Origin of the sequence: Citrobacter sp. EC_71 (assembly GCF_019584005.1) — a bacterium.
Classification (GTDB): Bacteria; Pseudomonadota; Gammaproteobacteria; order Enterobacterales; family Enterobacteriaceae; genus Citrobacter; species Citrobacter werkmanii.
On record NZ_VDAY01000014.1, the window covers coordinates 119,150 to 140,831 of the forward strand.

Genomic DNA, 21,682 nt, shown 5'->3' on the forward strand with positions numbered 1-21,682 from the left:
CTGCCAAAAAATGTGACTCACACCCCTTGAGTGTATATTGCCGGATGGCTGCGCTTGCGCCTTATCCGGCCTACATGCGCTGATGCTACTACTCAATTACATCATTACGACGTCGAACTGCTCCTGGTTATAGAGCGGTTCAACCTGGACTTTGACCTGTTTACCCACAAAGATTTCGACTTCTGCCAGCGCATGCGACTCTTCGCCTTTCAGGGTTTCCGCCACTGCCGGAGATGCATAAACCAGGAAGCGATCGGAGTCGTATGCATGGTGTACGCGGACAATTTCGCGCATGATTTCATAGCATACGGTTTCCACCGTTTTCACGGTACCGCGTCCATGGCAGGTAGGGCACTCATTGCACAGCACATGCTCCACGCTTTCACGCGTGCGCTTGCGCGTCATCTCTACCAGGCCCAGCTGTGAAAAACCGTTAATACTGGTTTTTACGCGGTCCTTGCTCAGAGCCTGCTCCAGAGAGTGCAACACCCGGCGCCGATGGTCTTCATTATTCATGTCGATAAAATCGATAATGATAATGCCGCCCAGATTACGCAAACGCAGCTGACGCGCAATGGCCTGCGTTGCTTCAATATTAGTATTAAAAATAGTGTCGTCGAGATTACGATGTCCAACAAACGCGCCGGTATTGATATCCACGGTGGTCATCGCTTCGGTTTGATCGATGATCAAATAGCCGCCGGATTTCAGCTCAACTTTGCGTTCAAGCGCGCGCTGGATTTCATTCTCAACGTCAAAGAGATCGAAAATGGGCTGACGTCCGCTGTAATGCTCCAGCTTGCTGGTCATCTCGGGAATGTACTCCGCCGTAAATTCCAGCAACGCCTCATAGGTCAGGCGAGAGTCGACGCGGATCCGATCAAGCTGGGCATCGGCAAAATCACGCAAAACGCGCTGCGCCAGCGCCAGTTCGCCATACATCTGATAGCGCGTTTGCGGGCGTTTTTTGCGCTCCATGACTTTCGTCCAGACGCGCTTCAGGTAGGCAGCATCCGAGGCCAGATCCTCTTCGCATACGCCTTCCGCCGCCGTACGAATGATAAATCCGCCCTGCTCATCACAGTAATCGGCTACCACTTTTTTCAGGCGTTCGCGTTCAGTTTCGCTTTCGATACGTTGGGAAACGCCAACGTGCGATGCACCCGGCATAAACACAAGATAACGGGAAGGCAGCGTAATGTCCGTCGTCAGGCGGGCGCCCTTAGTTCCCAGTGGATCTTTTACCACCTGCACCATCAAATCCTGGCCCTGGCGAACCAGTTCAGAAATGTCGCGTACGGTGAACTGTTTTTGTTCTTCACCGGCCACGCATTCGGTATGCGGCATGATGTCTGAAGCGTGAAGAAATGCGGCTTTATCCAGTCCAATATCTACAAAAGCCGCCTGCATACCCGGAAGCACACGACTTACACGACCTTTGTAGATATTGCCTACGATTCCACGTCGCGCCTCACGTTCAATATGAATTTCCTGCAGAATACCGCCATCAATGTAAGCCACCCGTGTTTCCGATGGCGTTACGTTTACCAACAATTCAGCCGTCATGTTTATCCCTTTGCTCACGCAGTGCGTTAAAATTGGTCAGCAACTCATACGTTTCTACCAGCGGTAAGCCGACTACGGCGTGATAGCTGCCATTTATCTTCCTGACAAAACAGCCACCCAACCCTTGAATACCGTATGCACCTGCTTTATCCATTGGTTCACCGCTGGCAACATAACCCGCGATGTCCTCATCGGTGAGTGCTCTGAACATCACTTCCGTCACTACCAGACAGTCCAGACTGTGCTGGCGATCGGCTAATGCCACGGCGGTCATGACCTGATGCGTGTTGCCAGACAGTTTACGCAGCATTGCGGCGGCATGGGCGGCGTCGTGCGGTTTTTCCAACACTTCGCCGTTAAGAATAACAATGGTATCCGCACCCAATACCGGCAAATCGCGCTGCGCCAGCGCAACGCCAGCCTGCGCTTTTTCGCGCGCCAGACGAGAAACGTACTGCTGCGCGCTTTCCTGCGGGTGCCGCTGTTCTTCAATCCCAGGAATCAGCCGTTCAAACGTAACACCAAGTTGAGCGAGCAGTTCCTGACGACGTGGAGAACCTGAAGCAAGATACAGAGTATTCATATCAACCTTATTGCACCGCAAACTGCTGACGGATTTTACGCATCAGTAAGAATAGCCATGGCCAGAGCACACCATTCACTACACTACTCCAGAACACTTCGGGTCTGAAAGAGACATTGATCACTAAAAACTCGGCCCAGAAAACAATAATATCCACGACCAGTGATAACAACACGACCACCAGCGCCTGTTGCCAGAGCGCGAGGTTGCGGAATAGCTGGAATTTCAGTGCAACCAGATAGGCAATGATACTCATCGACAAGGCCCGCACGCCAAGCGTGGAACCGCTAATGAGATCCAGTATGGCACCCACCACGAACCCTGTGCCCACATTGACGCGATGCGGCAGCGCCAGAATCCAATACAACAAGATGAGCAGCACCCAGTTTGGCCGGAAAACAAGAATGTCATCCGGCCAGGGCATAACTTGCAGCAACAGTGCAATAAGGAACGAAAGCCAAATAACCCAACGCCCCTGGTGACGTATGCTTGCCACTTACTGTCCTCCCGGCTTACGCGGAGCAGGTTGTGGCGGCGTGGTGTCCGTAGGCGCTGTAGTGACGCCTGTCGCAGGTGCCGGTACTGGCGCTGGCGGCCCCATAGCATCTGGCGCAGGCAGAACTTGCGGCATCATTTGCATCAAACGTTCATTGGCAACACGGTGTACTTCTTCCGGCGTCATCGGATTGGCGCCGTTACGATCGGCTCCCCACAACAGCAGCAGATAGCGCAAACGCTGCAAACCCGCGGTCGGACGTGCCTGAATGACGGTATAAGCACGCTGAGTGTCCAGCTTAACGGAAGAAACAACAGCAACCGGATAACCTTCCGGGAAGCGTCCACCCAAACCGGAAGTCACCAGCACATCGCCAACGCGAATATCGGTGTTCGCCGGCAGATGTTCGAGCTGAAGATCGTCCGTACAACCGTTGCCCGCAGCAATGACGCGAATATCGTTACGCAGAACCTGGATTGGCAGAGCATGTGTCGCATCGCAAATCAACAGCACGCGGCTGGTCAGTTTTGCTACCGCAACGACCTGACCCACTACACCTTTGTCGCTAATAACTGGCTGACCTTCGTAGACGCCGTTAACGCTCCCTTTGTCGATCACGACCTGATCGCTGTAAGGGTCATTAACCGTTGAGATGACCTGCGTCACCATCTTTTGTTCGTCCTGACGCAATGGCGATCCCAGCAGCTCGCGCAAACGCGCGTTTTCCTGTTTATATTGCCCCAGCATCAGCAGCTCGCTATTTTTCAGCAGCAGTTCCTGACGCAGCGCCCGGTTTTCAAGTTCGAGTTGGTCACGCGAAGCCAGCGTTTGCGACACGCCGTCGAGTAATTCACGAGGACCATTAGAGATAAAGTAGAAAGGACTGACGGCGGTATCCATGTACGTTCGGATTTGACTAAACGTACCCAGGCGGCTGTCGGCAATAATAACGCCGAGCGCCACCAGCACCGCCAGAATAAGGCGAATCTGTAGCGACGGGCCACGGCTAAAAATTGGCTTCATAGTCTATGCGTATTCTCGTATCAGAGCGGAAGGGCAACCCGCGGGTCACCCTACCTGCGTCCGATTACTCTTCGCTGAACAGGTCGCCGCCGTGCATATCGATCATTTCCAGTGCTTTGCCGCCACCGCGCGCCACGCAGGTCAGCGGATCGTCAGCAACAACAACTGGAATACCGGTTTCTTCCATTAACAGACGGTCAAGGTTACGCAGCAGCGCACCGCCACCGGTCAGCACCATACCGCGCTCGGAGATGTCTGAAGCCAGCTCTGGCGGGCACTGTTCCAGTGCAACCATTACCGCGCTCACAATACCGGTCAGCGGTTCCTGCAGCGCTTCCAGAATCTCGTTGGAGTTCAGGGTAAAGCCGCGTGGAACACCCTCAGCCAGGTTACGGCCGCGAACTTCGATCTCGCGGACTTCGTCGCCCGGATAAGCGGAACCGATTTCGTGTTTAATACGTTCTGCGGTGGCTTCACCGATCAGAGAACCGTAGTTACGACGAACGTAATTAATGATGGCTTCGTCGAAGCGGTCACCACCGATACGTACGGAAGAAGAGTAAACCACACCGTTCAGGGAGATAACGGCAACTTCAGTGGTACCACCACCGATATCCACAACCATTGAACCGGTTGCTTCAGAAACTGGCAAACCCGCACCGATCGCGGCCGCCATCGGCTCTTCGATCAAAAAGACTTCACGGGCGCCTGCACCCTGAGCGGATTCACGGATCGCACGGCGTTCAACCTGGGTTGCGCCAACCGGTACACACACCAGTACGCGCGGGCTTGGACGCATGAAGCTATTGCTGTGCACTTGTTTGATAAAGTGCTGGAGCATTTTTTCAGTCACGAAGAAGTCAGCGATAACGCCGTCTTTCATTGGGCGAATTGCAGCGATATTGCCCGGTGTACGACCCAGCATCTGCTTCGCATCATGACCTACTGCAGCCACGCTTTTCGGCGAACCGGCACGATCCTGACGAATGGCCACAACAGAAGGCTCATTCAATACGATGCCTTGTCCTTTTACATAAATAAGGGTATTCGCGGTACCCAGGTCAATGGACAGGTCATTGGAAAACATGCCACGAAATTTTTTCAACATACTAAGGGATAATCCTGAAAGCTGGGGCGGAAAACAAAATCCGCTTACTTTACCAACCACACGCAGCAGCGACAAGGCGCAAAAATCATCTGCTACGGTGAAAATTAGTGCAGTTCGTTTCCTTTGTTACAAAACCGGCCTGAGTCCATCAGGGCTGAAAAAATCAGCAGCATTCCTCGCTTTTGTTTGCAACCTGTCAAAGGTCATTCACCTGCATGTTTGCTGTTACAACCTGGCGAGCAGACAAGCACACCCCCAGAAGGCACAGCGCGCGTTATTCTACGTGAAAACGAATTAAACGGCAGGTTAAACCGAATATCTTTGCGAATATTTTTTCACGTTAGTGTCAAGTGGCTGTGATGCGGCAAAAAAATCCCCTTGCCCACCAGCAACTCCGCGTTCCGTGAGCGTATGCCACTCGCTACGCGAACGAACGCCCGTGGCGTAAACCTGCGTTGGCGTGCCTGAACAGGCCTCCGCCAGGCTTTGAACCAACAGTTGGTTTTCGGTTCGCTTATCAATATTCCTCACCAGGCTTGGATGCAGCTTCAATAACTCAACGTTAAGCTCTTTAATCCAACTGGTGCTCACCAGCGTTAAACCGGCCTGCGTAACGGCGATTCGTACCCCTAGCGCATCCATCAATCGGATGACGGGCTGTAATCGGCTGATATGTTGACAGACATCTGCCTCAGCAAGTTCAATAATTATGCGTTTGCGTAGTGATTTTTCGCACTGCATCAACGTATCACGCAACCAGCGCTGAAAACGTGGGCGAATTAGCGATTCAACCGTTATCTGCATCGCCAGGCTTTCCTGCGGCCAGTAGCCCAAAAGCAGGATCAGACGGCTTAACTGCAAACGGTCATACTCTTCAGCCAGGCCAAATTGCAGCACCATCGGCATATATTCCGCCGAGATAACCTCTTCGCTGCCATCAAAAATACGGCACATCAGTTCCCGGTGGTGTACTCGCCCTTCACGCGTTACCGCAGGTTTTTGATATATTCTCGGCCCGCCCCGGCTGAGCATCTGTTCAATCAGTGTTCGCCAACGCACGTTGCCCCGGCCTTTTTCCGGCAGGGAGTCATCATAGACCGACCAGCTGTTCCCGCCCTGCAGGACCGAATTCCGGGTGGCGGCCTCAGCATGATCCATCACCTGTTCCGTCGACTGCCCACTGCGGCAAACGCAAATGCCAATATGAACCATATCGGCACGATCGATCATTTTATTAGTCGGAAGCGCATCGACCGCTTTTAATAATTGCCCGGCGATACTTTCGGCTTCTTTCAGCGTGCGATGTGGCAGCAGGATGGCAAAATCGCTACGGTGGTAGCGCGCCAGCAATGCCCCCGGATAACGCGTCATAAACGTCGACAACAAATTGATTAGCGTTGAAATTTGCTCTTCCGCCTGGGTGATTCCCCAACTATCTCGCAGCAGAGTAAAGTCCGGCAGACGCACCATCATCACGACGCCATGCGATCCCACCTTTTCTTGATCTTCCAGCAGCGTGGCCAATTGGTTATCAAAAAACAGACGGTTACTCAGCCCTGTTTTTGTATCCTGCGCAACATAGGAACGAATCAGGGTGTCCAGTCGACTACGTTGCTCGCGGGCATTTTGAATTTCAGTCAGCAACATATCGAGCGCACTGCTGGTGCGCGCTGGCCATTCATAGACCGTTCCTCGAACATTCGGCCCGCGTTCACCGTTCAGAATACGCGTGGAACGAATCTCCAGTAGCTCCTGGCCTGAAAGCTGACGCTGAAGCCAGCGTACCGACAAAAAGAGCATCAGAATAATAAATGCAATGGCCAGCGTGAGCGGCGCGGTAGTCAGGAGCGAGTGGAAATAGTTGCCCATCGGATCCTGATAAACCAGTCGCACTGACATTCCCGGATGCTTGACCAACGGTACGGTGATGTCGCGGTAGAGGTTGTTCGTTCCTGCCGGGCGGTAGCTGCTGGTTCGGGAGTGGTCATACACTGTATGCTCCCCTTGCAGCAACTCGATACGCACGATATCAACAGAAACCATCAGTTCATCGATTTGCGGTGTCAGCGAAACGAAATCGTGGGAGACAAGATGTGTATCAATCGCCGTCGCCACCGCCTGCACTCGCGTAGTGAACTTATATTGAATAGCGTTGTAGAAACTCAGCGAGCAGCCAATCAGAGTCACAAAGATCGTTAACCCAGTAAGCAGCGTGACAAAAGCTGAGAATTTCGTCGTTAATCGCATCCTTGTGTTAACTCCGACAGTTATGAAACAGGTGTAAAAGAGATAAAGCGACTCGAAAATGCAAAACTGAACGCAAAATCCGCCAATTTATGCAAACTGTGGGGGCATACTACCAAATCAGGTATATCTGGCAATTTATTGCGCAGAATCGGCATCATGTTTTGATTAGCGAGTATAGTCTTCATTAACAATTTTCCAATCCACTATATGAATTGAGGACAGGTTATGCAGGCTTTGATCTTAGAACAGCAGGACGGAAAAACCCTCGCATCCGTTCAACCCCTCGACGAAAACCAGCTCCCGGAAGGCGATGTAACGGTGGATGTCCACTGGTCGAGCCTGAACTATAAAGACGCCCTTGCTATTACCGGCAAGGGTAAAATCATTCGCAACTTTCCGATGATTCCTGGCATTGATTTCGCCGGAACCGTTCGCGCCAGCGAAGATCCCCGTTTTCATGCAGGTCAGGAAGTTTTACTGACCGGCTGGGGTGTAGGTGAAAACCATTGGGGCGGGCTGGCGGAACGTGCGCGCGTAAAAGGCGACTGGCTGGTAGCGCTGCCGCAAGGGCTGGACGGGCGTAAAGCGATGGTCATCGGTACCGCCGGTTTTACCGCCATGCTGTGCGTCATGGCGCTTGAAGATGCAGGTATTCGCCCGCAAGACGGCGAGATTGTCGTCACTGGCGCCAGCGGCGGCGTGGGCAGCACTGCCGTTGCATTACTGCATAAGCTGGGCTATCAGGTTGCGGCAGTATCAGGCCGCGAAAGCACCCACGACTACCTGAAGAGACTGGGCGCTAACCGTATTCTTGGCCGCGATGAGTTTGCTGAATCTCGCCCGTTGGAAAAACAACTGTGGGCCGGTGCAATTGATACCGTTGGCGATAAAGTGCTGGCGAAAGTCCTGGCACAGATGAACTACGGTGGCTGCGTAGCCGCCTGCGGCCTGGCAGGCGGTTTCGCGCTGCCGACCACCGTTATGCCATTCATTCTGCGTAACGTTCGTCTGCAAGGGGTGGACTCGGTGATGACCCCGCCGGCACGCCGCGCGGAAGCCTGGGCGCGTTTAGTTAAAGATCTGCCGGAATCGTTCTATGCTCAGGCCGCAACGGAGATTACGCTGGCGGATGCGCCGAAGTTCGCCGATGCCATCATCAATAACCAGGTGCAAGGTCGTACCCTGGTGAAGGTGAAATAACAGGCACCAGCGCAGAAATTTACACTTAACTAACGAAATTTCGCGGCATATATAGAGACTCCCTGCCATATTAACTACGCATCCCCTGTCTGTCATGATGCGTAAGCCGGGAGTCTGTTATGAAGAAATTACGTCCATTTACAGAAGCCGACGTCACCGCCGAGTCGGCTTTTTTTATGCAGCGCCGTCAGGTACTGCAAGCATTAGGGATCAGCGCAGCAGCGTTGTCTTTGCCCCTCTCTGCGCAGGCCGACCTTCTTAGCTGGTTTAAGGGTAATGACCGCCCTCCGGCACCTGCGGGTAAGCCGCTTAATTTCAGCAAGCCCACCGCCTGGCAAAATTCGCTTCCTTTAACGCCAGCGGATAAGGTTTCTGGCTACAACAACTTCTATGAGTTTGGTCTCGACAAAGCGGATCCAGCGGCCAACGCCGGCAGTCTGAAAACCGATCCGTGGACCTTGAAAATCACTGGCGAAGTCGCAAAACCACTCACTCTCGATCACGACGCGCTGACCGCCCGTTTCCCGCTGGAAGAACGGATTTACCGGATGCGCTGCGTGGAAGCCTGGTCAATGGTGGTGCCGTGGATTGGCTTTCCATTACATAAACTGCTGGCGCAGGTTGAACCCACCAGCAACGCAAAATATGTCGCTTTCGAAACGCGCTACGCGCCGGATGAAATGCCAGGACAGAAAGATCGTTTTATTGGCGGCGGGCTAAAGTATCCCTATGTTGAAGGGTTACGCCTGGATGAAGCAATGCATCCACTCACTCTACTTACCGTAGGGGTTTATGGTAAGGCCCTTCCGCCACAAAATGGCGCCCCCATCCGCTTAATTGTGCCGTGGAAATACGGATTTAAGGGCATAAAGTCGATCGTGAGTATCAAATTAACCCGCGAACGCCCTCCAACAACCTGGAACCTGGCCGCGCCCAATGAATATGGGTTTTATGCCAACGTGAATCCGCATGTCGATCACCCCCGCTGGTCCCAGGCCACCGAACGCTTTATTGGCGCTGGCGGTATTCTGGATGTACAGCGTCAACCCACACAGCTGTTTAACGGTTACGCCGAAGAGGTTGCTTCACTGTATCGTGGCCTTAATCTGCAGGAGAATTTTTAAGTGCGTCTGACTGCAAAGCACATTACCGGGCTGAAAGTTTGCCTGCATCTTGCCGGCTTTTTGCCGTTCATCTGGCTCTTTTGGGCGGTAAATCATGGCGGTTTGAGCGCCGATCCGGTCAAAGATATCCAGCACTTTACCGGTAGGACAGCTCTGAAATTCTTACTGGCGACCTTGCTGGTCTCTCCCCTCGCGCGCTACGCTAAACAGCCATTATTGATACGCATTCGTCGCCTGTTAGGGCTATGGTGTTTCGCCTGGGCGACGCTGCATTTAACCAGCTACGCGTTACTGGAATTGGGTATTCATAATCTGGCGCTGTTGGGGCGGGAATTAATCTCGCGACCGTATTTGATGTTGGGCATTGTCAGTTGGGTCATATTATTTGCTCTCACCTTAACGTCCACGCAATCTGCACAGCGAAAGCTGGGTAAGAATTGGCAATTTCTGCACAACTTCGTCTATCTTGTGGCGATCCTGGCACCCATACATTATCTGTGGTCGGTTAAAATTATCTCGCCTCAACCGATTATTTATGCCGCACTTGCTGCGCTGCTGTTAGCCTGCCGCTACAGGAAGTTTCGCCAGTGGTGGCGGTAGTTTCACGATATGTGCAGTGCGTTGCAAAACACGGACGATCCGATTTTCTTTACATGTTAACGGTTGATTATCTTCCCTGATAAGACCAGTATTTAGCTGCCAATTGCTACGAAATAGTTATAATGTGCGCCTTTGCTATCCCCGGTAGCGTTTTTACGGCGCGGAAAGGGTGACAATCGCATATTGAAGGTATATTTTGTCTTTTACCCGAAAATGGCAGAAGATAGCCGCACAATGACGAACAAGTCTGGCAATCTCACTTAAAGGCAACGGCACCCAGTGCAACGCCTGAGATGCGTGGCATCTTGTCACTCACTGTTATAAAAATGCTATACAGACGGCGGTAAAACGCCTGTCACAATCTCACTAAACAAAGAGTACGGAACCCACTCATGGATATTCGTAAGATTAAAAAACTGATCGAGCTGGTTGAAGAATCAGGCATCTCCGAACTGGAAATTTCTGAAGGCGAAGAGTCTGTACGCATCAGCCGTGCGGCGCCAGCTGCAAGTTTTCCAATGATGCAACAGGCTTATGCTGCACCAGTGATGCAGCAGCCAGCTCTGTCTAACGCTGTCGCACAAACTGCCTCTCCAAGTATGGAAGCTCCGGCAGCAGCGGAAATCAGTGGTCACATCGTACGCTCCCCAATGGTTGGTACGTTCTACCGCACCCCGAGCCCAGATGCGAAAGCGTTCATCGAAATCGGCCAGAAAGTGAATGCGGGCGATACCCTGTGCATCGTTGAAGCCATGAAAATGATGAACCAGATCGAAGCCGACAAATCCGGCGTCGTTAAAGCGATTCTGGTAGAAAGTGGTCAACCGGTAGAATTTGACGAGCCGCTGGTCGTCATCGAATAACGAGGCGAACATGTTGGATAAAATTGTCATCGCTAACCGCGGCGAGATTGCCTTGCGTATTCTTCGTGCCTGTAAAGAACTGGGCATCAAGACTGTCGCTGTGCATTCAAGCGCGGATCGCGATTTAAAACACGTATTGCTGGCGGATGAGACGGTCTGTATTGGCCCGGCTCCGTCCGTAAAAAGCTATCTGAACATCCCGGCTATCATTAGCGCCGCTGAAATCACCGGCGCGGTGGCAATTCATCCGGGTTATGGCTTCCTTTCTGAGAACGCCAACTTTGCAGAGCAGGTAGAACGTTCTGGCTTTATCTTCATCGGCCCAAAAGCCGACACCATCCGCCTGATGGGCGACAAAGTGTCCGCGATTACCGCGATGAAGAAAGCTGGCGTACCGACTGTTCCAGGCTCTGACGGCCCGTTGGGCGATGACATGGACGCTAACCGCGCTCATGCTAAACGCATCGGCTACCCGGTTATCATCAAAGCCTCCGGCGGCGGCGGCGGTCGCGGTATGCGCGTCGTGCGCAGCGATGCCGAACTGGCGCAATCCATCTCCATGACCAAAGCGGAAGCGAAAGCGGCTTTCAATAACGACATGGTCTACATGGAGAAATACCTGGAAAACCCACGCCACATCGAAATTCAGGTGCTGGCAGACGGTCAGGGTAACGCGATTTATCTGGCAGAGCGTGACTGCTCCATGCAGCGTCGTCACCAGAAAGTTGTCGAAGAAGCACCAGCGCCGGGCATTACCCCGGAACTGCGTCGCTACATCGGCGAGCGTTGCGCCAAAGCGTGCGTTGATATCGGCTATCGCGGGGCGGGTACTTTCGAGTTCCTGTTCGAAAACGGCGAGTTCTACTTCATTGAAATGAACACCCGTATTCAGGTTGAACACCCGGTAACCGAAATGATCACCGGCGTTGACCTGATCAAAGAGCAGCTGCGCATCGCTGCGGGTCAACCGCTGTCCATCAAGCAGGACGAAGTTATGGTTAAAGGTCATGCGGTAGAGTGCCGTATCAACGCCGAAGACCCGAACACCTTCCTGCCGAGCCCGGGTAAAATCACGCGTTTCCACGCGCCGGGTGGCTTTGGTGTGCGCTGGGAGTCTCATATTTACGCAGGTTACACAGTACCTCCGTACTATGACTCAATGATCGGTAAGCTGATTTGCTATGGCGAAAACCGCGACGTCGCTATCGCACGCATGAAAAACGCCTTGCAGGAACTGATCATCGACGGCATCAAAACCAACGTTGATCTGCAGATCCGTATCATGAATGACGAGCACTTCCAGCATGGTGGAACCAATATCCACTACCTGGAGAAAAAACTCGGACTTCAGGAAAAGTAAGCAAGCGTTAACCGAAAAGGCCGGAAATTCCGGCCTTTTGTTTTTCTCCCCTCCCATACGTGCCATAAGGTACAATCCCCGCTTTCTTTATCCACAAGGGACAAAAAATGGACGCTCGTTTTGTTCAGGCCCATAAAGAGGCGCGCTGGGCGCTGTGGCTGACCCTTTTATATCTTGCCGCATGGTTAGTGGCCGCTTACTTACCAGACTCCACTCTGGGTTTTACTGGCCTCCCGCACTGGTTTGAAATGGCCTGTCTGCTGACGCCATTGGTTTTCATCGTACTGTGCTGGGCGATGGTGAAGTTTATCTATCGCGACATTCCTCTGGAGGATGATGATGCAGCTTGAAGTTATTTTGCCGCTGGTCGCCTATCTTCTGGTGGTTTTCGGCCTCTCTGTTTACGCCATGCGCAAAAGGTCGACTGGCACCTTCCTGAATGAATATTTCCTCGGCAGCCGCTCTATGGGCGGGGTCGTGTTAGCCATGACGCTAACGGCAACCTACATTAGCGCCAGCTCGTTTATCGGCGGCCCAGGTGCCGCTTACAAATACGGACTGGGATGGGTTTTGTTAGCGATGATCCAACTGCCCGCCGTCTGGTTGTCGTTGGGTATTCTCGGCAAAAAATTCGCCATTCTTGCACGCCGTTATAATGCGGTTACCCTCAACGATATGCTGTTTGCCCGCTACCAAAGCCGCCTGCTGGTATGGCTGGCGAGCCTCAGCCTGCTGGTCGCGTTTGTCGGTGCAATGACCGTACAGTTTATTGGCGGCGCGCGTTTGCTGGAAACGGCAGCGGGTATCCCTTACGAAACCGGCCTGCTGATTTTTGGCGTCAGTATCGCGTTATACACGGCGTTTGGCGGATTTCGCGCCAGCGTGTTGAACGACACGATGCAGGGCATGGTGATGCTGATTGGTACTATCGTACTGCTGGTCGGTGTCGTCCATGCCGCCGGTGGTCTCAGCAATGCGGTGGTCACTCTGCAAACCATCGATCCTAAACTGGTCTCGCCGCAGGGCGCTGATGACATTCTGTCCCCCACGTTTATGACCTCGTTCTGGGTACTGGTATGCTTTGGCGTGATTGGCCTGCCGCATACGGCGGTGCGCTGCATCTCCTATAAGGACAGCAAAGCGGTACACCGTGGAATTATCATTGGCACTATCGTAGTGGCTGTCCTGATGTTTGGTATGCATCTGGCCGGCGCGTTGGGCCGGGCGGTGATCCCTAACCTGACGGTACCGGATCTGGTTATTCCCACGCTAATGGTAAAAGTCTTGCCGCCGGTAGCAGCCGGGATCTTCCTCGCCGCGCCCATGGCCGCGATCATGTCGACGATCAATGCCCAATTGCTGCAAAGTTCCGCTACGATCATTAAAGATCTCTATCTGAACCTTCGCCCGGAACAACTGCAAAATGAAACACGGCTGAAACGCATGTCGGCAGTGATCACTCTGCTGCTGGGCGCGTTACTGCTGCTGGCCGCCTGGAAGCCGCCAGAGATGATTATCTGGCTTAACCTGCTGGCGTTTGGCGGGTTGGAAGCCGTCTTCCTATGGCCGCTGGTGCTGGGCCTTTACTGGGAGCGGGCAAACGCGGCAGGCGCACTGAGCGCAATGATTGTCGGCGGCATACTTTATGCCGTACTCGCTACTTTTAACATTCAGTACCTGGGCTTTCATCCGATTGTGCCCTCGTTACTGATAAGTTTGCTGGCTTTCCTGATCGGCAACCGTTTCGGTTCCGCCGTTCCGCAAGCCGCCATATTGACTACTGATAAATAAAGAGTTTTGCCATGCCATGGATTCAACTGAAACTGAACACGACCGGTGCAAACGCTGAAGAGTTGAGCGACGCACTGATGGAAGCGGGCTCCGTTTCCATTACCTTCCAGGATACGCATGATACGCCGGTATTTGAACCACTGCCGGGCGAGACTCGCCTGTGGGGCGATACCGACGTTATCGGCTTGTTCGATGCAGAAACCGACATGAAAGAGGTCGTTGCTGTTCTGGAGCAGCATCCGCTGCTGGGTGCTGGCTTCGCGCATAAAATCGAACAGCTTGAAGACAAAGACTGGGAACGCGAATGGATGGATAACTTCCACCCAATGCGCTTTGGTGAACGTCTGTGGATTTGCCCAAGCTGGCGCGATGTCCCGGATGAGAACGCCGTCAACGTGATGCTCGACCCGGGCCTGGCGTTTGGTACTGGCACTCACCCAACCACCTCTCTGTGCCTGCAATGGCTGGATGGTCTCGATCTTAACGGTAAAACGGTTATCGACTTTGGCTGCGGATCCGGCATCCTTGCCATTGCGGCACTGAAGCTGGGTGCGGCGAAAGCGATTGGTGTGGATATCGATCCGCAAGCGATTCAGGCCAGCCGTGATAACGCCCAGCGTAATGGTGTTTCTGAGCGTCTGGAACTTTATCTGCCTAAAGACCAGCCAGAGGCGATGAAAGCCGATGTGGTGGTCGCCAACATCCTTGCAGGCCCATTACGTGAACTGGCGCCGTTAATCAGCGTGCTGCCCGTTGAGGGCGGTTTACTGGGGCTTTCTGGTATTCTTGCCAGCCAGGCGGAAAGCGTCTGTGAAGCCTATGCCGATCTCTTTACGCTCGATCCGGTTATCGAGAAAGAAGAGTGGTGTCGCATTACCGGGCAGAAAAAATAATCCCTTCCAGTGGCCTCTCTGTAGGCCACATTTTCCCTTTTTTGTATCCTCCCGCCAACATCACAATGCTAAAATAAACCATTAACTTATTGAAGTTAATACATAAAAAATCATTTATCATTCATTGGACGAATTACATGAAATCAACTTTTGGTAAGGCGGGGCTACTGGCCCTAAGCATCATGCCCGTAACGGTATTTGCCTCTCACTGGAGCTATGAGAGAGAAGGTTCTCCTGAACACTGGGGCAGGAGTATAAAACTTGCCAGACTGGGATGAACCAATCCCCGATCAATATCGACACAACGCTCACAGCACATATCTCACCGCTTGCCACCCACTATACCGATGGGCCGGTCACACTCATCAACAATGGCCATACTGTCCAGGCGGGTCTTAAGACCACAACCGGGGACACCGTGACCATTGATGGTATAGCGTTCACTCTCCAACAGTTACATTTTCACGCACCAAGTGAAAATACCGTTCATGGCAAACATCATGCTATGGAAGCACATCTGGTACACAAAGATGCGAAAGGGGATGTAGCAGTCGTCGCGGTCATGTTTGATGTCGGAGCTGAAAACGCAGAACTAAATAAACTGTGGGCAACAATGCCCGAAAAAACTGGACAGGATGTCAGAATAACCGCGCAGATGGATCTTAACGCACTACTGCCCACTGATAAGACTTACTGGCGCTTCAGCGGCTCTCTGACGACACCGCCCTGTACCGAAGGCGTCACCTGGATTGTCCTGAAGCATCCAATAACGCTTTCCGAAGCGCAGCTTAAAAAATTCACTCAGACCATGCATCACGACAACAACCGACCAACACAACCGCTCAATGGTCGAGTGATCGTGGAGTAATTTTTTCGGCGTGGTTATCTGACCACGCCATTTTCAGACAACAGACCAGCATACTGATACTTTACCCAGCGATAAAATAACCAATTGATTTTTATTGAGTAAACGTATGCGCTTCAACCGCTTTGTAACCACTTTACTGGCAGCATGCTTAATACCCCTGATGACCCAGGCCGCGCCATGGGGATATACCGGAGAAACCGGCCCTGCGCAGTGGGGAAAAATTAGCAAAGAGTATGCAACGTGCCAGACTGGCATCAACCAGTCACCCGTTGATATCCAGACCGCGACAACCAGCAAGCTCGGCCTGCCCACGCTCGACACACAGTACATCGATAACCCGACAAGATTTCGGAGCATTAACTATACGCTGCAGGCAACAATGAGTTCCTACTCCTCTAATTTCATTAAAATTGAAGGAAGGCTCTATTATTTAAAACATTTTGATTTTCACGCCCCAAGCGAACATACCCTCAACGGTAAAAACTATCCGCTGGAGCTGCAGTTGGTCCACAAAAACCAACATGGTGATATCGCCATTGTGGCGGTCATGTTTGACATTGGTGAGCCTAACCAGGCGATTCAAAACCTGTGGGAGTCCTTTCCCACCATGGAGGGGAACAGCATGCCCATTTTTTCGCCCGTCGATATCAACCAGCTTCTACCCGATAACAAGACCTACTGGCTCTACACTGGCTCGATAACAACGCCTCCCTGTACTGAAGGCGTCACCTGGGTTGTCCTGAAAAAGCCTGTTGCCCTTTCCGCCGAGCAATTGGATAAATTTCACTACATTGTTGGGCCTGCGAACAATCGTCCACCGCAGCCGCTGAATGAACGCACGATTACTGACAGCAATTCAGGTGATACCGAGATCCTGTACTAAAATGAGGTAACGATCACACAATAGCGAGGTAATTTGCTGATTAATTCAGCAGAATATCTTGTCAGTATCTTCTGCAACTGAAGAAAAAATGAGAAGTTACGCAAAATTATATGCGTATATAAAATCGACATATTTTTTTAACGCCATGATTTATATGATTAAAAAAATTCATACGTTCATATTTACGGCAATTCATTGATCCACCTCAGTGGATTGGTCAAAGTTTGGCCTTTCATCTCGTGCAAAAAATGCGTAATATACGCCGCCTTGCAGTCACAGTATGGTCATTTCTTAACTCATGCGCATCGGACAATACCAGCTCAGAAATCGCCTGATCGCAGCACCTATGGCTGGCATCACTGACAGACCATTCAGGACGCTGTGCTATGAGATGGGAGCCGGATTGACGGTATCCGAGATGATGTCTTCTAACCCGCAGGTTTGGGAAAGCGACAAGTCTCGTTTACGGATGGTGCACGTTGATGAGCCAGGAATTCGCACGGTGCAAATTGCCGGTAGCGATCCTGTTGAGATGGCCGATGCCGCACGTATTAACGTGGAAAGCGGCGCCCAGATTATTGATATCAATATGGGGTGTCCGGCTAAAAAAGTGAATCGCAAGCTCGCAGGTTCAGCCCTCTTGCAGTACCCGGATTTAGTGAAATCAATACTAACCGAGGTCGTCAATGCAGTGGACGTTCCTGTCACACTCAAGATTCGCACCGGCTGGGCTCCGGAACACCGTAACTGCGTAGAGATTGCCCAACTGGCTGAAGACTGTGGCATTCAGGCTCTGACCATTCATGGACGCACCCGCGCCTGTTTGTTCAATGGAGATGCTGAGTACGACAGTATTCGGGCAGTTAAGCAGAAAGTTTCCATTCCGATTATCGCGAATGGCGACATTACTGACCCGCTTAAAGCCAGAGCTGTACTCGACTATACGGGGGCGGATGCCCTGATGATAGGCCGTGCAGCTCAGGGAAGACCCTGGATCTTTCGGGAAATCCAGCATTATCTGGACACTGGGGAGCTGCTGCCCCCGCTGCCACTGGCAGAGGTGAAGCGCTTGCTTTGTGCGCATGTTCGGGAACTGCACGACTTCTATGGTCAGGCAAAAGGGTACCGAATTGCGCGTAAACACGTATCCTGGTATCTCCAGGAACACGCTCCGGATGACCAGTTTCGGCGCACATTCAACGCCATTGAAGATTCCAGCGAACAGCTGGCGGCGTTGGAGGCATACTTCGAAAATTTTGCGTAAACAGAAATAAAGAGCTGACAGAACTATGTTCGAACAACGCGTAAATTCTGACGTACTGACCGTTTCTACCGTTAACTCCCAGGACCAGGTGACTCAAAAGCCCCTGCGTGACTCGGTTAAACAGGCACTGAAGAACTATTTTGCTCAATTGAATGGTCAAGACGTTAATGATCTCTATGAGCTGGTACTGGCTGAAGTAGAACAGCCCCTGTTGGACATGGTGATGCAATACACCCGCGGTAACCAGACCCGTGCTGCCCTGATGATGGGCATCAACCGTGGTACGCTGCGTAAAAAACTGAAAAAATACGGCATGAACTGATACTAATCAGTTAAATGTTTGTTTTAAAAGGCGCTACTCGGCATGGGGAAGCGCCTTTTTTATTAACGTCACACGGGAGGCTTTGGCGATGAACGCAAGATGTGAACCTGTCTATTTTGGCGATGAATCTAAAAAGATAATCCTGGGTGATGCGCTAACCGAGCTAAAAAAGCTACCCGCTGAAAGCATCGATCTCATTTTTGCCGACCCACCTTATAACATCGGCAAAGACTTTGACGGGATGGTGGAATCCTGGGACGAAGAGACCTTTCTGGCGTGGCTGTTTGAATGCATTGACGAGTGCCATCGCATTCTCAAACCACACGGTAGCATGTACATCATGAACAGTACGGAGAACATGCCGTACATCGACCTCAAATGTCGCCAGCTTTTTACCATCAAAAGCCGTATCGTGTGGTCATATGATAGCTCAGGGGTACAGGCTAAAAACTACTTTGGTTCGATGTATGAACCGATCCTGATGATGGTCAAAGATCAGAAAAACTACACGTTTAATCGTAATGATGTTCTGGTTGAAGCTAAAACGGGCGCTAAACGTGCGCTAATAGACTACAGAAAGAATCCGCCCCAGCCTTACAATCAGAAAAAAGTACCGGGCAATGTCTGGGATTTTCCCCGCGTTCGCTATCTGATGGACGAATACGAAAATCACCCCACTCAAAAACCCAAAGCCCTCCTGGAACGCATCATTCTGGCTTCCTCCAACCCGGATGACAAAGTGCTGGATCCGTTTGCCGGCAGCTTTACAACCGGCGCTACCGCAGTGGAATTAGGTCGCAAATTTGTCGGTATTGAAATCAATGCTGAGTACGTAAAAATGGGGCTCAGAAGACTGAGTATCGGTTCTCATTTTTCAGAGACTGAACTTGCAAAAGTGAAAAAACGTAAGACAAAAAACCTGTCCAAAAAGAGCCGATTAACGGCAAACAGTGGCGCTCTTTCGGCAAAGTAAAGGCATTGTAAGTCTGCTTTTCAGCTTACTGATTTCGTGTATATTCCCTGCAAGCTTAGGCATGAATACACAGGATTTAGCAATGATTCGCAAGTATTGGTGGCTGGTTGTTTTTGCGGTCTTCGTTTTTCTTTTTGATGCGCTGCTCATCCAGTGGATAGAACTGATGACAACAGAGCACGACAAGTGTCGGAATATGAACTCAGTGAATCCCCTAAAGCTGGTCAACTGCGCCGATCTCGACTAGCACCGCCGACAGCCGTCAGGCCCTGGCGGCTAAACTACCCAACCTGGTTTTCACTCTGTATTAATTGCATTACGCAGCCGTCCGGGCTTAGCATTTTTAATACATTGTCAACTAATGCTGGCGCTTGCCCATAAAGATCATAACTCTCTGGATTCATTAGCCAGTTTTTTATTATTCCGCTAAAGCTACCATGCAAAATAATTATGATGACGTCTAAATCCAGACTGGTGGCAATCAAATTTTCATCTACGCACCGTTGGAGAGAATCGCGAATGCTTTGGTGGCTGAGACCTATTTTATCGCGAATGGCCTGCTCTGATATCATATCTTTATGGAATTCGCATTTATGATATAAAATCTGCATTAATGCCTGCTGACGAGGGTTCTCCGCAATATATTGTAATCCCACCACAAATTTTTCACGCAACCGCTGTAAAGGGTTATCCCCCCAACGACCAATAAGCTTGTCCTGAATAAGATCGCGTAAGGGAGGTTGTTGTAACCATAGCTCATTAAACAATTGAGTTTTATTCTCGAAATGCCAATAAAGTGCACCCCGCGTCACATTGGCGGCATCCGCTATGTCGTTTAGCGTCGTATTACCTACGCCACGTGCGGCAAACTGTACAATCGCCGTTTCCATCAGGTGCTGTCGCGTTTTGAGGGCATCCGCTTTCGTTTTTCTGGCCATGATTCCGACTATCTGGATTGGAGTAGAGAATGATTAACTTTCTTATGTAATATTTTCGATCTGGAACAAATGTATCACTTAGCGTTTATTTAGACGAGGTCTAAAGTATTTAATTACGGACATTACACACGAATAGATAAGACAAATAACAGAAACAAATATATTCACCATTCAGATGATCATTTCAAAATGTATTTATCAGCATCATGGTGTTGCTATAAATATCACAATGAAACGGTAGCTGATTAATCTTTTTTTGCTTTTATGTGCCGTGAACCCCGCCCATAAATAAGTATTGCTTACATCGCAAGCTAATAATTTGTAGGATAGCCAACTATTATTTTTTCTTGTGCGCGTTATCACCTCTGCTGTTACCCGGTTAATAACGAGCGTTCGGTTTTTTAAGGAATAGAAATGACGAAAAATGCCAGGTTTTCACTCCTGCCCTCATTCATCATCATCTCCGCTGTATTACTCGCCGGTTGTAACGATCAGGGAGAAACACAAGCACATCCCGCAGAGCCGCAGGTGACTGTCCATGTCGTCGAAAAGGCCCCTTTAGCCGTGACGACCGAATTACCCGGACGCACCACAGCATTTCGTATTGCAGAAGTCCGTCCTCAGGTTAGTGGAATTGTACTTAAACGTAATTTCACCGAGGGGAGCGATGTTGAAGCCGGTCAGTCGCTTTATCAGATCGATCCCGCGACTTACCAGGCTGACTATGACAGTGCCAAAGGCGAACTGGCAAAGAGTGAAGCGGCGGCCGCTATCGCGCATTTAACGGTAAAACGTTATGTGCCGCTGGTTGGCACCAAGTACATCAGCCAGCAAGAGTACGACCAGGCAATTGCTGATGCCCGCCAGGCCGATGCCTCCGTAATCGCGGCCAAAGCGGCAGTCGAAAGCGCACGTATCAACCTGGCCTACACCAAAGTGACATCGCCCATTAGCGGACGAATCGGGAAATCTAACGTCACCGAAGGCGCATTAGTCACGAATGGTCAGGCAACTGAGCTTGCTACTGTGCAACAGCTCGATCCCATCTATGTTGACGTGACGCAGTCCAGTAACGACTTTATGCGCCTCAAGCAGTCTATTGAACAAGGCAGTCTGCATAAAGACAGCGCCAGCAGTACCGTCGAGCTGGTGATGGAAAATGGTCAGGCATATCCGCTGAAAGGCTCATTGCAATTTTCTGATGTAACGGTTGATGAAAGCACAGGATCAATCACTCTCAGAGCCGTATTCCCTAACCCACAGCACACGCTGCTGCCAGGCATGTTTGTGCGCGCGCGCATTGATGAAGGCGTCCAGCCGAATGCCATTCTTGTTCCGCAGCAGGGTGTAACGCGCACGCCACGCGGCGATGCCACCGTGATGGTCGTTAACGACAAGAGCCAGGTTGAAGCGCGGACAGTTGTCGCCGCTCAAGCCATTGGCGACAAATGGCTCATCAGCGAAGGTCTGCAACCCGGTGACAAAGTTATCGTGAGCGGCTTACAAAAAGCACGCCCTGGCGTTCAGGTTAAAGCAACCGCCGATACTGAAACCCCAGCGACGAAAGCCCAATAAGGTAA

22 protein-coding genes and 1 pseudogene are annotated in these 21,682 nt (G+C 51.3%); 16 read left to right on the plus strand and 7 right to left on the minus strand.

Going from position 1 to position 21,682, the window contains the following annotated elements; genetic code table 11:
- Nucleotides 1–96: 96 nt before the first annotated feature.
- From rng to mreB, 5 genes are all read right to left on the minus strand, one after another.
- Nucleotides 97–1,566: a ribonuclease G gene (rng, locus tag FHD02_RS16195; protein WP_003828822.1), complete on the minus strand. Its 1,470-nt coding sequence runs from the start codon at nucleotides 1,564–1,566 to the stop codon at nucleotides 97–99.
- The gene (locus FHD02_RS16200) at nucleotides 1,556–2,149 is read right to left on the minus strand and encodes a nucleoside triphosphate pyrophosphatase (RefSeq protein ID WP_137360151.1); all 594 of its coding nucleotides are present in this window, start codon (nucleotides 2,147–2,149) and stop codon (nucleotides 1,556–1,558) included. The genes rng and FHD02_RS16200 overlap by 11 nt, the downstream gene beginning before the upstream one ends.
- A gap of 7 nt (nucleotides 2,150–2,156) precedes the next feature.
- The gene (gene mreD, locus FHD02_RS16205; protein ID WP_006687810.1) at nucleotides 2,157–2,645 is read right to left on the minus strand and encodes a rod shape-determining protein MreD; all 489 of its coding nucleotides are present in this window, start codon (nucleotides 2,643–2,645) and stop codon (nucleotides 2,157–2,159) included.
- Nucleotides 2,646–3,668: a rod shape-determining protein MreC gene (gene mreC, locus FHD02_RS16210; protein ID WP_042311343.1), complete on the minus strand. Its 1,023-nt coding sequence runs from the start codon at nucleotides 3,666–3,668 to the stop codon at nucleotides 2,646–2,648. It lies immediately after the preceding gene.
- 64 nt (nucleotides 3,669–3,732) lie between these two features.
- A complete protein-coding gene (mreB, locus tag FHD02_RS16215) occupies nucleotides 3,733–4,776 on the minus strand; it encodes a rod shape-determining protein MreB (protein WP_220394087.1) in 1,044 nt (347 codons plus the stop codon).
- Between mreB and FHD02_RS16220 the strand changes: the two genes are divergently transcribed.
- Nucleotides 4,754–5,074 (plus strand): hypothetical protein, encoded by a 321-nt coding sequence (locus FHD02_RS16220; RefSeq protein ID WP_154050627.1) that lies wholly within the window; start codon nucleotides 4,754–4,756, stop codon nucleotides 5,072–5,074. The genes mreB and FHD02_RS16220 overlap by 23 nt on opposite strands.
- A gap of 8 nt (nucleotides 5,075–5,082) precedes the next feature.
- Here the strand turns inward: FHD02_RS16220 and csrD are convergent, their stop codons facing one another.
- On the minus strand, nucleotides 5,083–7,023 hold the full coding sequence (csrD, locus tag FHD02_RS16225) for an RNase E specificity factor CsrD (protein WP_137349690.1): 1,941 nt from the start codon (nucleotides 7,021–7,023) through the stop codon (nucleotides 5,083–5,085).
- Between the two features lie 225 nt (nucleotides 7,024–7,248).
- Between csrD and FHD02_RS16230 the strand changes: the two genes are divergently transcribed.
- From FHD02_RS16230 to FHD02_RS16295, 14 genes and pseudogenes are all read left to right on the plus strand, one after another.
- Nucleotides 7,249–8,223 carry an MDR family oxidoreductase gene (locus FHD02_RS16230; RefSeq protein WP_137360152.1) on the plus strand — a complete coding sequence of 325 codons (975 nt, stop codon included), beginning with the start codon at nucleotides 7,249–7,251 and terminating at the stop codon, nucleotides 8,221–8,223.
- 119 nt (nucleotides 8,224–8,342) lie between these two features.
- A complete protein-coding gene (msrP, locus tag FHD02_RS16235; protein WP_137360153.1) occupies nucleotides 8,343–9,347 on the plus strand; it encodes a protein-methionine-sulfoxide reductase catalytic subunit MsrP in 1,005 nt (334 codons plus the stop codon).
- Nucleotides 9,348–9,947, plus strand: coding sequence for a protein-methionine-sulfoxide reductase heme-binding subunit MsrQ (gene msrQ, locus FHD02_RS16240; protein ID WP_042311350.1), 600 nt, complete (start codon nucleotides 9,348–9,350; stop codon nucleotides 9,945–9,947). It begins immediately after the preceding gene.
- 392 nt (nucleotides 9,948–10,339) lie between these two features.
- Entirely contained in the window at nucleotides 10,340–10,810 is a 471-nt protein-coding gene (accB, locus tag FHD02_RS16245; RefSeq protein ID WP_003025210.1) for an acetyl-CoA carboxylase biotin carboxyl carrier protein, read from the plus strand.
- A gap of 10 nt (nucleotides 10,811–10,820) precedes the next feature.
- Nucleotides 10,821–12,170, plus strand: a complete 1,350-nt coding sequence (gene accC, locus FHD02_RS16250; RefSeq protein ID WP_006687801.1) for an acetyl-CoA carboxylase biotin carboxylase subunit — start codon at nucleotides 10,821–10,823, stop codon at nucleotides 12,168–12,170.
- Between the two features lie 107 nt (nucleotides 12,171–12,277).
- The gene (locus FHD02_RS16255; protein WP_006687800.1) at nucleotides 12,278–12,520 is read left to right on the plus strand and encodes a YhdT family protein; all 243 of its coding nucleotides are present in this window, start codon (nucleotides 12,278–12,280) and stop codon (nucleotides 12,518–12,520) included.
- On the plus strand, nucleotides 12,510–13,961 hold the full coding sequence (panF, locus tag FHD02_RS16260) for a sodium/pantothenate symporter (protein WP_137360154.1): 1,452 nt from the start codon (nucleotides 12,510–12,512) through the stop codon (nucleotides 13,959–13,961). The genes FHD02_RS16255 and panF overlap by 11 nt, the downstream gene beginning before the upstream one ends.
- An 11-nt stretch (nucleotides 13,962–13,972) precedes the next feature.
- Nucleotides 13,973–14,854 (plus strand): 50S ribosomal protein L11 methyltransferase, encoded by an 882-nt coding sequence (gene prmA / locus FHD02_RS16265; protein WP_137371280.1) that lies wholly within the window; start codon nucleotides 13,973–13,975, stop codon nucleotides 14,852–14,854.
- Nucleotides 14,855–14,991: 137 nt separating this feature from the next.
- Nucleotides 14,992–15,722: pseudogene (locus FHD02_RS16270) on the plus strand (carbonic anhydrase).
- A 94-nt stretch (nucleotides 15,723–15,816) separates the two neighbouring features.
- Entirely contained in the window at nucleotides 15,817–16,605 is a 789-nt protein-coding gene (locus FHD02_RS16275) for a carbonic anhydrase (RefSeq protein WP_249935544.1), read from the plus strand.
- Between the two features lie 298 nt (nucleotides 16,606–16,903).
- Entirely contained in the window at nucleotides 16,904–17,869 is a 966-nt protein-coding gene (dusB, locus tag FHD02_RS16280; protein ID WP_061382541.1) for a tRNA dihydrouridine synthase DusB, read from the plus strand.
- Nucleotides 17,870–17,894: 25 nt separating this feature from the next.
- On the plus strand, nucleotides 17,895–18,191 hold the full coding sequence (gene fis / locus FHD02_RS16285; RefSeq protein WP_000462905.1) for a DNA-binding transcriptional regulator Fis: 297 nt from the start codon (nucleotides 17,895–17,897) through the stop codon (nucleotides 18,189–18,191).
- A gap of 88 nt (nucleotides 18,192–18,279) precedes the next feature.
- Nucleotides 18,280–19,164 (plus strand): adenine-specific DNA-methyltransferase, encoded by an 885-nt coding sequence (gene yhdJ, locus FHD02_RS16290; protein ID WP_042311358.1) that lies wholly within the window; start codon nucleotides 18,280–18,282, stop codon nucleotides 19,162–19,164.
- An 82-nt stretch (nucleotides 19,165–19,246) separates the two neighbouring features.
- Nucleotides 19,247–19,411 (plus strand): DUF2556 family protein, encoded by a 165-nt coding sequence (locus FHD02_RS16295; protein WP_032940702.1) that lies wholly within the window; start codon nucleotides 19,247–19,249, stop codon nucleotides 19,409–19,411.
- Between the two features lie 34 nt (nucleotides 19,412–19,445).
- Here FHD02_RS16295 and envR read toward each other — a convergent pair whose 3' ends face one another.
- On the minus strand, nucleotides 19,446–20,102 hold the full coding sequence (gene envR / locus FHD02_RS16300; RefSeq protein WP_137360156.1) for an acrEF/envCD operon transcriptional regulator: 657 nt from the start codon (nucleotides 20,100–20,102) through the stop codon (nucleotides 19,446–19,448).
- Nucleotides 20,103–20,516: 414 nt separating this feature from the next.
- Here envR and FHD02_RS16305 point away from each other — a divergent pair, with 414 nt between their 5' ends.
- Nucleotides 20,517–21,677 (plus strand): efflux RND transporter periplasmic adaptor subunit, encoded by a 1,161-nt coding sequence (locus FHD02_RS16305; RefSeq protein WP_220394088.1) that lies wholly within the window; start codon nucleotides 20,517–20,519, stop codon nucleotides 21,675–21,677.
- Nucleotides 21,678–21,682: the final 5 nt, after the last annotated feature.